11 protein-coding genes and 1 pseudogene are annotated in these 14439 nt (G+C 45.6%); 3 read left to right on the top strand and 9 right to left on the bottom strand.

What is annotated here, in order from left to right; genetic code table 11:
* Window positions 1-25: 25 nt before the first annotated feature.
* From JNUCC31_RS29350 to JNUCC31_RS29330, 5 genes and pseudogenes are all read right to left on the bottom strand, one after another.
* Window positions 26-133 (bottom strand): annotated as a pseudogene (locus JNUCC31_RS29350) (VOC family protein); the annotation flags it as partial.
* Window positions 130-705: a GNAT family N-acetyltransferase gene (locus JNUCC31_RS29345; protein WP_192266843.1), complete on the bottom strand. Its 576-nt coding sequence runs from the start codon at window positions 703-705 to the stop codon at window positions 130-132. The pseudogene JNUCC31_RS29350 and the gene JNUCC31_RS29345, both read right to left, overlap by 4 nt.
* Before the next feature lie 825 nt (window positions 706-1530).
* Window positions 1531-1830 carry a hypothetical protein gene (locus tag JNUCC31_RS29340; protein WP_062318813.1) on the bottom strand — a complete coding sequence of 100 codons (300 nt, stop codon included), beginning with the start codon at window positions 1828-1830 and terminating at the stop codon, window positions 1531-1533.
* A gap of 95 nt (window positions 1831-1925) precedes the next feature.
* The gene (locus JNUCC31_RS29335; RefSeq protein WP_192266842.1) at window positions 1926-3680 is read right to left on the bottom strand and encodes an ATP-binding cassette domain-containing protein; all 1755 of its coding nucleotides are present in this window, start codon (window positions 3678-3680) and stop codon (window positions 1926-1928) included.
* Window positions 3665-4510 carry an ATP-binding cassette domain-containing protein gene (locus JNUCC31_RS29330; RefSeq protein WP_228469301.1) on the bottom strand — a complete coding sequence of 282 codons (846 nt, stop codon included), beginning with the start codon at window positions 4508-4510 and terminating at the stop codon, window positions 3665-3667. Before JNUCC31_RS29330 ends, JNUCC31_RS29335 begins: the two co-directional genes overlap by 16 nt.
* Window positions 4511-4640: 130 nt before the next feature.
* On the opposite strand from JNUCC31_RS29330, the gene JNUCC31_RS29325 reads away from it, so the two are divergent.
* The gene (locus tag JNUCC31_RS29325; protein ID WP_192266840.1) at window positions 4641-5231 is read left to right on the top strand and encodes a biotin transporter BioY; all 591 of its coding nucleotides are present in this window, start codon (window positions 4641-4643) and stop codon (window positions 5229-5231) included.
* Between the two features lie 161 nt (window positions 5232-5392).
* Here JNUCC31_RS29325 and JNUCC31_RS29320 read toward each other — a convergent pair whose 3' ends face one another.
* The 4 genes from JNUCC31_RS29320 to JNUCC31_RS29305 form a co-directional block, all read right to left on the bottom strand.
* The gene (locus JNUCC31_RS29320; RefSeq protein ID WP_192266839.1) at window positions 5393-7282 is read right to left on the bottom strand and encodes a beta-glucoside-specific PTS transporter subunit IIABC; all 1890 of its coding nucleotides are present in this window, start codon (window positions 7280-7282) and stop codon (window positions 5393-5395) included.
* Between the two features lie 215 nt (window positions 7283-7497).
* Window positions 7498-8328, bottom strand: a complete 831-nt coding sequence (gene licT / locus JNUCC31_RS29315) for a BglG family transcription antiterminator LicT (RefSeq protein ID WP_090807446.1) — start codon at window positions 8326-8328, stop codon at window positions 7498-7500.
* 284 nt (window positions 8329-8612) lie between these two features.
* Window positions 8613-10055: a 6-phospho-beta-glucosidase gene (locus JNUCC31_RS29310; RefSeq protein ID WP_192266838.1), complete on the bottom strand. Its 1443-nt coding sequence runs from the start codon at window positions 10053-10055 to the stop codon at window positions 8613-8615.
* A 373-nt stretch (window positions 10056-10428) separates the two neighbouring features.
* Window positions 10429-11256 carry an amidohydrolase family protein gene (locus JNUCC31_RS29305; protein ID WP_192266837.1) on the bottom strand — a complete coding sequence of 276 codons (828 nt, stop codon included), beginning with the start codon at window positions 11254-11256 and terminating at the stop codon, window positions 10429-10431.
* 312 nt (window positions 11257-11568) lie between these two features.
* On the opposite strand from JNUCC31_RS29305, the gene JNUCC31_RS29300 reads away from it, so the two are divergent.
* Both JNUCC31_RS29300 and JNUCC31_RS29295 read left to right on the top strand, forming a co-directional pair.
* A complete protein-coding gene (locus tag JNUCC31_RS29300) occupies window positions 11569-13293 on the top strand; it encodes a cellulase family glycosylhydrolase (protein ID WP_192266836.1) in 1725 nt (574 codons plus the stop codon).
* A gap of 174 nt (window positions 13294-13467) precedes the next feature.
* Complete coding sequence (locus JNUCC31_RS29295; protein WP_192266835.1) at window positions 13468-14367, top strand: manganese catalase family protein; 900 nt, start codon at window positions 13468-13470, stop codon at window positions 14365-14367.
* Window positions 14368-14439 lie beyond the last annotated feature (72 nt).

The raw sequence follows: 14439 nt of genomic DNA, 5'->3' as shown, positions 1-14439 counted from the left end.
ACATTGGCAGACCATCAACAAATTCCTGTCCATTGGCAGGCAACCCCAATATGTCGCAATACCACTCACGTGCTTTTTCAATGTTACGAACAGGAATAAACACCGTACCGATTTGATTTAAAATAGGACTCATGCAAGTCCCTCTTTATCGATAAATTCCTCTTTGGTTAATCCGAACAGGATCAGATCCTGGTATTTTCCATCGGTATAAATCACCTGACGACGCACGCCTTCCTGCACACACCCAAGCTTTCTCATCATGACTGCGGAAGGTTCATTGCCTTCGAGAACAGAATCATTGAATTTATGAAGCCTGCGCTCAAAAAAGGCATATTTCAGCAAGATTCGAATGGCTCTCGTCCCGTATCCTTTTCCACGATGATCCCTGTCAATTTGAATTCCAATACTAAAGGTACCGTTCCTCTCATCGATGCTGTTCAGATTGACGCCCCCGACATTCTCACCATCCATATTTTCAATCGTGAACATGATCCGTCCTCTGTCCAGAGAAAAATCGGAAAAGGCTTCCGTAAATTTCTTCGCATCAGCATTCGTAGGTGGCAGCTCTACTGCACATTCCAGTAAACGACGAGCGGGTGTATCGAAGCGGTTATAATAATGATCCTCCCAATCTTCCTCACGCAAAGCACGCAATCTGACCTGATCATCCTGCCAAAAATAATGGCTATAGTTAATTTCTCTCATTCTGATATCCCCCAATTTATTATAGTGACTGAATTTGGTGTACCTCCGTGATGGGATTCCCGTGTCTTCATTACCTGCTGAAAGTAGAAGCGGAACTGAACGTGTCCGGAGCAGACAAGCGCACCGCGTCCTGAATGGGCAAGCAAGCGATTGAAACCCCTTTAATGCGGATGTTCTCCCTTCCATTGAAAAGCTTCCCCTCGAATGGGATTCGGGTCGGCCTTTCGCTCGCGGTTGGAGCAGAGCATGGAGAGAGCGCTAACGAATCTGAGGCGTCTTATTCAAGGATTTGAAGTGACCGCAGAAATCTAAGGAACATGAGACACGCTATATCAGAATAAACAGTCGTTTGCAGCTTATTTGTCAGGGATTTCGGGAAATAACGTGTCTGATGTTCCTTACTTTTTAGAAAGAGTTCCTGAAGGCGAATTAAGACCTCCTGAGTTCCTTAGTAAATCGTCTACCCATTCGTCAGGATAGAATGCCTATCAAAAAATCGTGTTTCTATAGACTCTGAACTCTCTTTTATCCTCCCACAAAAGTCTTACCGATCTCCATAGACCCGCCTGGAAACCCCCAGAATCCATTATCCGATCGTTTTTGTTATAGAATTTTCACCAGTCTCATCGAGCACAATAGCTCCTGAAACCACCATGATAACTTTGGATTTTCCCACAAACGACCTCTTTTAATATGAGCTATGCCTATGATAAACCATATTGTGGAATTTGAGGAGATTTGTTTTCATAAACAACACAAACAAAACAGCCCCCGGCCAGGTGGTCCTGCCGGAGGCTATCATCTATTTTATATAATACGTCAGTACTATTCTTCTTCGGGGTATTGAGGCTTGGTTACATTATCGGGGACCGTTTCATCGAAGACGTCTTGACCGGGATAATCCCGAACTTCCCCTTCGTGCAGTTCATGATTTTCATAATCGAAACGGTGTGCGGTCCTTTGATCCACTCGCCATGGCGAGCTTTTGCCAAGAGATTCAGACATTAGAGATGAGCCGTAAGGACCTTCAGGGAATTCTTCGAATGTGATATCATTTCGCTGCGACTCCACAGTCGATACATCGGTATATTCTCGTCTTTCTTCTTGCAGAAATTTATCCTTCATCGTTCGTCCCTCCATATCTGCTTCGTAGTGATCAAAGCATGTTTATTTTGAACGGAAATGAAAGGATTTATGCATAGTCCATGCAACACTGCGTTTCAATTTCTGATCCAGATATAAAACACAAAAACAATAAGTCCAATTAGGCAAATCCACGTGTCTCGTTTGGACCATACCAACAAGGATGAGCGTGCTCCAAGCAGGGAATTCTCTCTAACTTTCCGCATTTCCATCGCAATCGTCATATCTTCTGCACGCTGAAACAGCGCCATAAGCAGGGGAATAACCATCGGACCCAGATCACGCACACGCACCGTATTCGGTCGTAATGCAGCTTTGCCGCGTGCCCGAACAATCAGCGAGAATCGCTGCCATTCACTCCAGATCATCGGGATAAAACGGAAGATTAACGACACGGCGAGTGCAAATGACGAGACGGGCAGCTTTATTTTTTGTCCGACGCCGAGCACCCAATTCAGTCCTGCCACCATGCGACCATAAGGCGTGGTCAGTGAAAACCAAAGACTTGCCAACGTGACGATAAATAAACGGTAAACATTCAGTAACGTCGCCTCAGCCTGCATCAAGGAAAATCCGAACTGTAGACCGCCCCCTTCTGTTGAAAGGGTTGTCCCCGACAACACGGTTGATATGAGAAAGAACAATACGAGCGGCTTCATTAATTTCAAGCATCCAATCAAAGCCTGGCGCGGCAGCACAACGAGTGCCAAGATGACTGGCACCAACGTAAGAGACAGACCCAACCAGTGGTGCTGAAGCATCGCGGCAGTCACGAGCAAAATGTATAAAACCCATTTCAGACGCGGGTCCATGGCCCCATACAAGCCTCTGCTTGATCCTGATTCAGCGTGGGCGTACATGATCTCTTGTGTGCTTTCTCCTCCCGAAGTGTCGGAGCTTGTTAAGGCTTGCTTTGCTTCATCTATTCTGAATTGATCCTCATTACCAATAACATCAACTTTCTGTTCAAACGGCTCATGGATGGACCGAACTATGCTTTCAGCCATTTCTTCCGGGGTCAACGCAGTAAAAGACAAATGAATGCCCGCCGCCGCAAATTGTTGTGCCAGTTGCATAGAAGGTGGCAGACCAATTCCGGCAAGTTCCAGCAGATCTGGCCTTGTATGAAGTTCCCTTGGTGTGAGATCAGCAACCAGACGCCCCTCCTGTAACAAAAGAACCCGATCCGCATGCGGTAAAAACGTGTCCAGGTCGTGTGTAGCCACAATCGCTCCCTCACCCGCATTTCGCTGTTGATTCAATGCTTCCAGCAGCATGACAACACCTTGTGCTTCCAATCCGGCGCTAGGTTCATCGAGCAATAGCCATGAAGGCTGCGTAGCAGTGCCAAGGGCAAGCCCCAGTCTTCTCCGTTCTCCCCCACTTAGTGCAAAGGGTGACCTATCCGAGTGAAAGCGTTCTTCCCCTTCATGACCTGCTGGGGAGTCCCAGCGCTCAAGCGCCTCGGAAATCTGCTTTTTCTTTTGTTCATCGGGTAGACGATATGGACGCAGGGAATAAGCAAATTCACGCCCAATGCTTCGGGCGAACAGCTGTTGCTCCGGGAATTGAAAGACCAATCCCATTTGCAGCAGAATGGACTGTGGCACTTTCCCGTTTTGCCAGAAAGGCTCTCCGTCCAGCTTGAGGCTACCCGTATCTGGAGGTTTTAGGCCAGCGATCGTTTGCAGCAGTGTGGTTTTGCCTGATCCTGTGCAGCCCAGTACCAAAGTGATTTCTCCACAGTTCAGTTTGACGGTGACATCTTGAAGCAGCGCTCTTTTGTCAGCTTGTGACGAAGCTATGCCTACATGTTCTAATTCGATTGCCAAAGAGCTACCTCCTTAACCAACTGCTCTGGTCGCAGAGGTGTTGCATGATGGAGCAGGCCTTTCCGTTTCAGGAGTAGAGCCGTCTGCACTGTAAAAGGTGGAGCAAGACCAAGCTTTTCGCAGGGCGATGATTGATGTGCTTCTTTTCCTGCATTAGCCCTCGTCGCTGCCTTCTCCTTTCCATAGAAGAAAGCCGAAGGTGCTCCATCGTACACGCATCGTCCCTGTTCCATGGCAATAATTCGATCGCATAACGTTGCTTCCTCCAAATGATGCGTAATCCAGATTACCGCCGTCCCTTGCTGAACAATGGTTTGGACTACCGCTTCCATTCGATCTCTGGCTCCCGGATCAAGCATGGCCGTAGGTTCGTCCAGAATGAGTACATCCGGCTTGGCCGCCAGCGCTACCGCGATATTAAGCAACTGCTTCTGTCCTCCAGACAGCATAGATATGGCCGTCTCCGGCGGGTGTTCAAGTCCTGTTATATGTAATGCGTGCTCTCTCCGACGTAATTGCTCATCCGAAGATTCCAGCAACGAGGACAAGGCAAAATGAAACTCCTCTTCAATGGTATCTCCGAGTACCTGCGCATCAGGCTGCTGGAGAACTCCACGAACAACCAGATCCGAAGAAGCCTTCCTTTCTCCGCCGGATAGCGGAGTGAATCCGATCAGCAACCCGGCCAAGGTACTTTTTCCACTTCCATTGGCCCCCACAACACTTATCCATTCCCCGGGAATCACTTTCAGTGAAACCCCATCCACTGCCTTACGAACACGTCCTGAATCGGATGCATAATGAACACGGACATTTTCTAGTTGAATCAAAGGTATAACGTCTTGCATCGCAAATTGGTCCTTTCCCTTTTGAATCTTTTGTGGTACGATCCAAATCGTTAACCACATCCGTTTAATCGGTTAACAATAAGATTACCAAAATTGAAAGGAATGTTCAAACATGAAATTATCTTTGCGAGGTATTGTATTTAGCGCACTTATGGCAGCTATACTCGTTCTTTTTGGTTACATAAGTATTCCCATTGGTTTCTCTCCTGTGCCGATTACACTGCAAACTCTTGCGGTTATGCTGGCAGGCGGACTGCTTGGCCCATTATATGGTTTTCTAAGTATCGCTCTGGTTGTAGTCCTGACTGCAATTGGCTTCCCGCTTCTGCATGGCGCAGGCGGACTTGCCGTACTCCTTGGGCCTACCGGAGGATATGTTATGATGTGGCCCTTCTCGGCATTACTCATTGGGCTATTACTCAGCAGAATCAAACTGAACGGATTCGTTGGTTATTTCCTGGCCTTTATCGTATTTGAGGTGTTTGGTTCATTGTTGATCTATGTTTCGGGCGTGCCCTGGTTAGCCTATGCTTACAAAATGTCGTTACCCGAAGCCATGATACAAGGGTTCTATCCCTATATCATCGGAGATCTGATCAAAGCCTTATTCGCTGCAATTATTATCGCACCTGTTCGCATGGTCTTCCCTCCACAGCGACTGACAGGCAACATGAACTCAACGGTTGTGCGAGCAGATTCCTGACCAGCCCTTGCAACAAATTAAAGTTATCCTGAACTAAATCAACCTGAATACAGAGATGGAAACTGAAAAAAAGCCGGGTCCGCGTAAACAGAAAAACATTCTGTTCCACGCTGGACACGGCTTCTGCTTATAGAAATGCTAAACCATACTTATGCAGATCTTTAATTTTGTTCCTGTCCCTTTCCACCGTACAGGGTCAGTAACGGTTCTTCAACTCGCACTTGTCCCGTAATCAAAGGTACCACATCCTCATAGTTCGCAGAATTCGTTACAATGATCGGGGTTACCGTATGATAACCAGCGGCCTTGATTGCAGCGATATCGAATTCCAGCAGCAAATCTCCTGCTTTAACCCGATCACCTTCCTGAATGTGTGATGTAAAGTGCTGACCATCGAGCTTAACGGTATCCACCCCGACATGAACCAAAATCTCAGCCCCCGTATCCGATACGACAGCCAGGGCATGTTTCTTTTTGAATGCCACGGTAATGGTACCGTCAAAAGGAGCAACGACACGGCCGACTGCCGGCTCGATGGCAATCCCTTTACCCATCGCTCCGGATGAAAATGCCGGATCTGGAACCTCAGTCAGTTCAACAATGGTCCCCTCAATCGGGCTAAGAACTTCTTGATCCACGGAATCCGCTGTTCTTACTGATGAATTGGTGGAATCCATGCTTTTTTCTTGTTCTTCTTCTTCAACCGGATCTTTGAATCCCATAATGTACGTCAATGCAGCCGAAACAACAAAGGATACGCAGATCCCAAGGATCAGTCCAGGGAAGCCCTCTCCACCCGGTCCATAGAAGATCGGCAAAGTTAGTAGTCCTGGAGCGCCCGAAGCGAAAGCCTGAGTCCCCGCTTGACCAATGATGGCTCCGCCAACAGCGCCACCGATAACTCCTGCGATGAATGGACGTTTAAGTGGTAGAGTGACACCATAGATGGCTGGTTCGGTAATCCCGAACAAGGCTGTCAATGTCGATGAACCCGCCAGCGTTTTCAGCTTTTTATTTTTGGTTTTCAGCATAACGCCGAATGCAGCTCCGGTCTGTGCGAAGATGGAAGCCGTCGCAGCTGGTTTGACGCCATCGCGTCCATATACAGCAACGTTATTGATAAATACGGGAATGAGTCCCCAGTGAATTCCGAAAATAACGAGCAGCTGCCAGCTTGCACCCATAACAGCTCCGGCCAACAGCGGACTGAATCCGAAGGCAGCCACGAGACCAGATGCAATGGCATTACCTACATATACGCCGAATGGACCGAATACGAGCAAAGTAAGAGGTACCATAATGACCAGCAAAAATAATGGAGTGACAAAATTTTTCACACTTTCGTGAAGAACCTTATTAAAGAACTTCTCCAATTTGCTCATGACAATAACTGCCAGAATAATAGGGATAACGGTAGATGAATAATTCATCAAAATCACCGGGATACCGAAGAAATCGGTTTGCGTTCCCTCCGCCTTCAGCGTAACGATGGACGGATATATTAATGCACCAGCAATCGTCATTGCCACAAACATATTACCCTTGAATTTGCGAGCGGTTGTAACCGCTAACAGCAAAGGCAGGAAATAAAACAGACTGTCTGCTGCTGCAAATAAGATCTTATATGTGGTTTCCGTCGTTTCGAGCCAGCCGACATTGCTTGCAATGAGCAGCAAACCTTTCAGGATACCGGCTCCGGCCATAACCCCTAAGAGCGGTGCAAAAATACTGGATATTACATCGATTATGCCGCCTATACCTTTCGCAGACTTACTCGGCTTTTCCTTTTCGGAAGAATCATCCAAAATGTTGCTGATCTGACCAATCGCACTGTAAACTTCAGGCACCTTATTGCCAACGACTACCTGGAACTGTCCCCCATTTTCCTTCACTGCGATAATTCCTTCTGTTTTTTCCAGCTTGGCTTTGTCTGCTTTTGCATCATCCTTTAATACAAAACGCAAACGTGTTGCGCAATGTACCAGTGATACCACATTCTTTTCGCCGCCGACCAGTTCGACGATCTCTTTTGCGAGTTTTTCCTGACTCATGATGTGCACCCCCATTTTTACTAAAACAGGCACCTTACCGATTTTTTTGGACGCAAAAAACCTAAGCCTTGAGCAAGTATTGGACACATCGGCCCTTACTTTCTCATGACTTAGGTTTTGCCTGCATAACCAGTAACAATCCCAGTTAAATCGTATTCAATTCCTGTTAATTTCATATTATATTAATTTAACCAAATATGTCAACAATTTATTTGCTACCTATTAACGACTCGTTCAATGTGGACGGTCAAGTATAATTTCTCTTCATTGGTAAGCTGATGGTTATATTCCTTGTTGACGAACATTTCGATTTTTTCCGTACATGCGGCTGCTTCCGGGTGCTTCTCTTTGATCATGTCATAAAAGTGGTCATAGTTGTTGTCATAATGTGTCCCGCTTAATACCCTCTGGGAGAAGAATTTCAGATGCGTAATGAAGCGAAAATAACTGAGAGACTCTTCATCGAATTCCATTTTGAAGTGATATTTCGCTATATTAATAATCTGCTGAATAAACTTCGTGATGTTCATCGTTGTGATGACTTCTTCATTCATCTCCGCATTGACAATATGCAGGGCAATATATGCTGCTTCATCCGGTGGAAGCTCGATGTTCAATCTGGACTTGATCTGCTCCAGCGTTTTCAGACCTAGTCCAAACTCAGCTTTGTACAGCTGTTTGATTTCCCACATCAGTGCATTCTTGATTTCAACCCCTTCACGATATCGTTCAATCGCAAAGTTAATATGATCGGTTAGGGAAACGTAGATATTTTCATTCAGGTTACGGCCCAGATTCTCTCTGGCATAGGTAATAATTTCTTCCACAATTTCGATCAGTTCCATGGGTACTTCGCGCAGCAGCATCTTGAAATTGTCGGATGTCTGCTTGTTTTTAAGCGCAAATACTTTCTGGATGCGGGTCTCATCTACTTTATCCCCCGGCTTTTTCTTAAAGGCAATCCCACGCCCCATCACCACAAGCTCTGCTCCATCCGCCTGATAGATGCTAATGACGTTATTGTTGATAACCTTTGCTATTTTCACTTCAATCCCCCCGTCACGATCCACTCTCTTGGCAGTCATATATCGCCTTGTGGGCATACAAAAAAACCTGAAGCATCACAAAATAAACAAGACATGTACGTCTGCTTTTTGATGCTTAGGTTTTGCCTACTTCAAGTAGTAACAATCCCAAAACGATATAATTGCGTCAAGTATAGCGCGAAGAGACATACATGTCAACGCTTTCAATGAAAGAACGATCGGAAATTCCATGAAGAATGGTCCTTCCGATCATATGAGGGAAAACTCTCTCGTTAATGCCTTGCTTATGCTTCGCCTAAATGAGTACCATCCGATTCAATAACATTTTTATACCAATGGAAGCTCTTTTTCTTGATCCGCTTCAGGTCACCCTTACCTTCATTGTCACGGTCCACGTAGATATAACCATAACGTTTTCTCATCTCGCCTGAAGAAGCGCTGACAATATCGATTGGTCCCCAGCTTGTATAACCGATAATGTCTACACCATCCTGCAGAGCTTCGCCCATCTCGGCAACGTGACGTTTCAAATAATCGATTCGATAGTCATCGTTAACTTCGCCCTCAGGTGTAACCTCATCATGGGCTCCAAATCCATTCTCTACAACAAACAGCGGTTTTTGATACCTGTCATGCAGTTGATTGGCTGTAATACGGAAGCCTTTGGGATCAATCGTCCAACCCCACTCCGATTTTGCCAAATAAGGATTGGCTACAGAACCAAATACATTGCCGCTGGTCATGTTCTTGACGACTTCTGGGTCTGTGGAGGTTGTACGACTTGAATAATAACTAAATCCGATATAATCAACCGTATGGTTTTTCAAAATTTCCGCATCACCTGGCTGCATGGCAATATTCAATCCATGATCCTTGAAGAAACGTTTGGCATAACCCGGGTATTCTCCACGCGACTGAACATCAATGAAGAAATAGGACTCCCTGTCTTTCTCCATGCCCTGGAACACATCTTCCGGATTACAGGTATACGGATAGAAGCTGCCTGCTGCGAGCATACAGCCGATCATTGCGCCCGGGATGATCTCGTGACAGGTTTTAACCGCCAGTGCACTTGCCACCAGTTGATGGTGTGCTGCCTGATACTGAATCTCTTTTACATGATCACCATCCCTGAAGACCAGCCCCGCACCAAGGAATGGCAGATGCAGCAGCATATTAATCTCGTTAAACGTCATCCAGTATTTCACCTTATCCTTATAACGGCTGAATACGGTTTTCGCGTATGTTTCAAACAGAGTCACCAACTCACGGCTTCTCCAGCTGCCATATTTCTCAATCAGATTAACCGGTACATCGAAGTGAGCAAGTGTCACTACAGGTTCGATGCCATGCTTCAACAGTTCATCGAATAATCGATCATAAAACTGCAAGCCCGCTTCATTCGGCTGTGCATCTTCTCCGGTTGGGAAAATCCGTGCCCAGGCAATCGACACACGCAGCGCTTTGAATCCCATCTCGGCAAACAGAGCGATATCCTCGGGATAACGATGGTAGAAATCAATCGCTTCATGTGAAGGATAAAACTCGGTTTCCAGCGGAGTCAATGCAGGGACATTCCCCTTCATAATGCTTCTTCGTTTCTCTCCAGTTGGCAGCAGATCAACAATGCTCAGTCCTTTACCATCTTTCAGATAAGCGCCCTCCGCCTGATTGGCAGCAATGGCTCCACCCCACAAAAAGTCTTTGGGAAACTTAAAATTACTCATTCTCATTCATTCTCCTTCCAAATATGGTTTTCAGATATCCGCTCAAATCGCAAGAAATATTAAAAAGACAAAATATTTAAGTTGAACTACACATTTACACATACACGGAGAGCACAGAAAAAATCTGGAGATAACAGCGATCGGAAGATTGTTCTGGCAGCGCAGTGTCCAATGTAAAATCGTTGTTCGTTCAACTTAAATACAAAAAACCCGAACCAGCCCGGATACACGTTGCAGTGTACACAAGCCAGCTCAGGTTATGCCCTTATCGGTAACATTCCCAGATCACAATTATGCGGATTGGATAAAACTTTAGCAAGGAATAGGGGAACTGTCAACATCATGAAACCTAAATCAGTTGCCTAAAGCACTGCTATAACTGGTAAAAGGCAGCGCAGGTTCCCCCGAAAATCATTTGCTGCTCCGTCTCTGAAAAGGAATTTATATGTTTCGTTATGATCTCAAGTGTTTGAACGTATGTACCTGCCACCATGCAAACAGGCCAATCGGAACCAAACATGATCCGATCTGGACCAAAGGCTTCTAGCGCAGTATCGAGATAGGGAGTAAAGTCCTCCTGTTTCCAATTATCCCAATCCGCTTCAGTGATCATGCCTGACCATTTGCAATACACATTCGGTTGTTCTGACAGTGCATATATCGCTTTCTTCCAAGGTGAAACCTTGCTCGACTTAATATCAGGTTTCCCCAGGTGATCAAGTACAAACCGCTGTTCGGGGAACATCTTCACCAGTTCTGTAGCATAAGGCAATTGCTCCTTGGACACCAGTAGATCATAAGCAAGATTATACTGCTGCAGCAGTGCAATTCCTCGCTGAAAATCGTCTCGCAATACAAACTTCTCATCCGGTTCATCCTGTACCACATGACGTACACCCTTCAACCAGGGGCTAGAGGCATATTTCTCCAGTTGGTGTGAAACATCTACAGAACACAGATCTACCCAGCCCACAACGCCCTTGATGAACTCGTGCTGCTCTGCCAAGTGAAGAAGCCATTCAGTTTCCTCAACCGTTTGTCTCGCCTGGACAGCTATACACCCTGATAAGCCTGAATTCGTTAGCAAAGGTTCCAGATCTTCCGGAAGAAACGATCTCCGAATGACGTTCATAGGTTCCCCGATCCATCCATATTCATGAACATTATAATTCCAGAAATGTTGATGTGCATCCAGTTTCATTCAATGATCCCCTCCTGTAGTTATTTAAATTAAACCATGAGCTAAATGTAACGCTATTTTCATCAAAATAAAATAAAAATAATCCTATAAGCACTAATTTCCACATGAATTTTATTCCAATTATGAGGGTATTTACTGCTCATTAATTATGATATATTTACAACTTAGAAAACGCTTTCAATACTTAATTTGGAGTTGATTCCATTTCAAAGAAGCCAGAGTCTTGTTCGATGCTGAACCTTATTCGCTAATGTCTTCTGCAAGAACTCTATGTTTAGATCCACAATTATAATCACAAAGGAGAATATGTTAATGAACAAAAACCGAAAATCGGTCCTTTCGCTCACTCTCGTAACAGCAATGATCTTGTCCCTGTTCTCATCCGCCATCGCTTCTGCTGCTGCAGATGAGACGATCCAGACAAGTGCTGCCGCCACTCCAACCCAAATGCAATCCTATGTTAGTGCGATGGAGCCGGGCTGGAATCTTGGTAACTCGCTGGACGCGGTTGGTGCAGATGAGACGGCCTGGGGTAACCCGCTGATCACTCAGCAACTGATACAAAATATTGCGAATCAAGGCTACAAGAGTATACGTATTCCAGTGACCTGGCAAGCTCATATGGGTGGAGCCCCTAACTACACTATTGATACCGCTTACATGAATCGAGTACAACAGGTTGTAAATTGGGCCCTTGATGCGAACCTTTATGTGATGATCAATATCCATCACGACTCATGGCAGTGGATCAGCTATATGGAGAATGACCATGCCAATGTTCTTGCACGTTACAATGCGGCTTGGACTCAAATTGCAAATAAATTCAAAAACTCTTCTACAAAGCTGATGTTCGAAAGTGTAAATGAACCACGCTTCACCGAAGGTGGCACAACGAATACCGCTACTGCATACGCTTTGCTGGATGAATTGAATGTATCTTTCCATAGCATCGTGAGAGCATCAGGCGGAAACAACACCACACGTCCACTCGTTCTGCCAACCATGCATACTTCTTCCGCTCAACCAGATCTCGATGCATTAACCCAGACGATTGCAAAATTGAATGACCCTAACATCATCGCAACCGTCCACTATTATGGCTTCTGGCCATTCAGTGTTAATATCGCAGGATACACAAAATATAACGCTGAAGTGCAAAAGGATATAACGGATACATTCGACCGTGTCTATAATGCTTTTACTGCCAAGGGTATTCCTGTTATCGTTGGGGAGTATGGCTTGCTCGGCTTTGATCAGCACACAGGTGTAATTGAGCAAGGTGAGAAGTTGAAATTCTTTGAATTTATTGGCCAATACTTGCGTCAGAAACAAATGACGACCATGTTATGGGATAATGGACAGCATTTTGGTCGTACCAACTTCACCTGGTCTGATCCGGATCTGTATAACACGATGAAAGCAAGCTGGACAGGTCGTTCCTCCACAGCTGAATCGGATCTGGTTTATCTTAAAAAGGGGGCAGCGATTCAGGATAAAACAGTAAAGCTCAATCTCAATGGTAATACATTTAGTTCTCTTGCTAATGGCAGCACCACCCTTGTCCAAGGTACAGATTACACGATCAGTGGTGATGTGCTAACGTTAAAATCCAGCCTGTTGACCAGACTGACCACTTCCGGCAATCTTGGTGTTAATGCCAAGCTGACAGCCAAATTCAACAAAGGCGCAAACTGGACCTTGAATATCATCAAGTATGATACGCCTAAACTGAGCAATGCAACAGGCACAACGAGCTCGTTTGCGATTCCGACTACCTTTAATGGCAATCAGCTGGCCACGATGGAAGCAACGTATACCAATGGAGGCAACGCAGGTCCGCAGAACTGGACTTCATTCAAAGAATTTTCCTACACTTTCAGCCCAAATTATAGCAGCAACGTGATTGAACTGAAACAAAACTTCTTCAACGAAACGAATAATGGCGAAGTCATTCTCAAATTCCACTTCTGGAGCGGAGACGTCATTACGTACAAAATTACAAAGAACGGTTCCAGTGTAGTCGGAATCTCTTCCTAATTCAGCTATCGCAATGATTTTATTTATAATGCTAAACGTTCTGTTCAGGGCACAAGCTCTGGCAGAACGTTCTTTTGTTTTCCGTTTGAACCTGATTAACAAATTGGAATCCCCGAATAACGTACAAGTAACCGCTCATACCTTTACAGTAATTTGGCTTGAGGAGGAAATGTAATGTTTAAACGGGTTGACCGTCTTGCGATCGAACTACCGATATCCAATAATCCGGATCCCAATGGAGCAAGCGCGGTACAGGAACTGTTAGGTGGTAAGTTTGGGGAAATGTCAACGCTAAACAATTATTTGTTTCAGTCTTTTAACTTTAGAGGCAAAGCGAAGCTACGACCCTTCTACGACATCGTGGCCAGCATTACGGCTGAAGAATTCGGTCACGTTGAACTTGTTGCCAATACCATTAACCTGATGCTTGTTGGCTCAACTTCACCAGGTGATCCGGACTCTACACCACTGCGTATTGGCAAGGATGCACGTATGACTTCACATTTTATCGAATCCGCTCAAACGGCGCTTCCATACGACTCAATGGGTAGACCCTGGAATGGTTCTTATGTCGTTAGCAGTGGCAATCTGATCTTTGATCTGTTGCATAACTTCTTTCTCGAATGTGGGGCTCGTACCCACAAGATGAGAGTTTACGAGATGACTGATCATCCAACAGCCAGAGAGATGACAGGATATTTGCTGGTGCGTGGAGGCGTACATATTCTGGCTTATGCCAAGGCATTGGAAATCGCAACTGGAGTTGATGTGACCAAGTTGTTTCCTATTCCGCGGCTGGACAATAAAGTGTTTGATACGACACGCAAATGGGAAGCGATGGGTGAGCATCGCAGACTCTATACCTTTAGTGACAAGGACTATCAGCGCATTGCTCAGATCTGGAAAGGAGAACATCCAGTCGATGGCGGTAAACTTGAAGCCTTTGCGGGTTTGCCAGGTCACAGTGGAGCCATCCCTGAACTGCCCGATCTACCGGAAGAGTTTGCACCCGGCGTATCCCCGGAGGATCTGATCCAAATTGCAGAACGGTTGAAACGGCACGCTGGCTTATAGACCAAATGAAGACGGCGACCCGCTCTCAGGTGAACTTCGCCGTCCTGTCTTTTTTGCCCTTAACTTTTGCCA

Source organism: Paenibacillus sp. JNUCC-31 (assembly GCF_014844075.1).
Classification (GTDB): Bacteria; Bacillota; Bacilli; order Paenibacillales; family Paenibacillaceae; genus Paenibacillus.
The sequence above is the reverse complement of the archived record's forward strand: the minus strand, read 5'-3'. Positions and strand labels throughout refer to the sequence as shown.

Bases quoted from the DNA above. Each gene is read 5' to 3' on its own strand.
- JNUCC31_RS29305 (WP_192266837.1), bottom strand. From the start codon at position 11,256: ATGAAACTGGATGCACATCAACATTTCTGGAATTATAATGTTCATGAA.
- JNUCC31_RS29310 (WP_192266838.1), bottom strand. From the start codon at position 10,055: ATGAGTAATTTTAAGTTTCCCAAAGACTTTTTGTGGGGTGGAGCCATT.
- JNUCC31_RS29300 (WP_192266836.1), top strand. From the start codon at position 11,569: ATGAACAAAAACCGAAAATCGGTCCTTTCGCTCACTCTCGTAACAGCA.
- JNUCC31_RS29325 (WP_192266840.1), top strand. From the start codon at position 4,641: ATGAAATTATCTTTGCGAGGTATTGTATTTAGCGCACTTATGGCAGCT.
- JNUCC31_RS29340 (WP_062318813.1), bottom strand. From the start codon at position 1,830: ATGAAGGATAAATTTCTGCAAGAAGAAAGACGAGAATATACCGATGTA.
- JNUCC31_RS29320 (WP_192266839.1), bottom strand. From the start codon at position 7,282: ATGAGTCAGGAAAAACTCGCAAAAGAGATCGTCGAACTGGTCGGCGGC.
- JNUCC31_RS29345 (WP_192266843.1), bottom strand. From the start codon at position 705: ATGAGAGAAATTAACTATAGCCATTATTTTTGGCAGGATGATCAGGTC.
- JNUCC31_RS29295 (WP_192266835.1), top strand. From the start codon at position 13,468: ATGTTTAAACGGGTTGACCGTCTTGCGATCGAACTACCGATATCCAAT.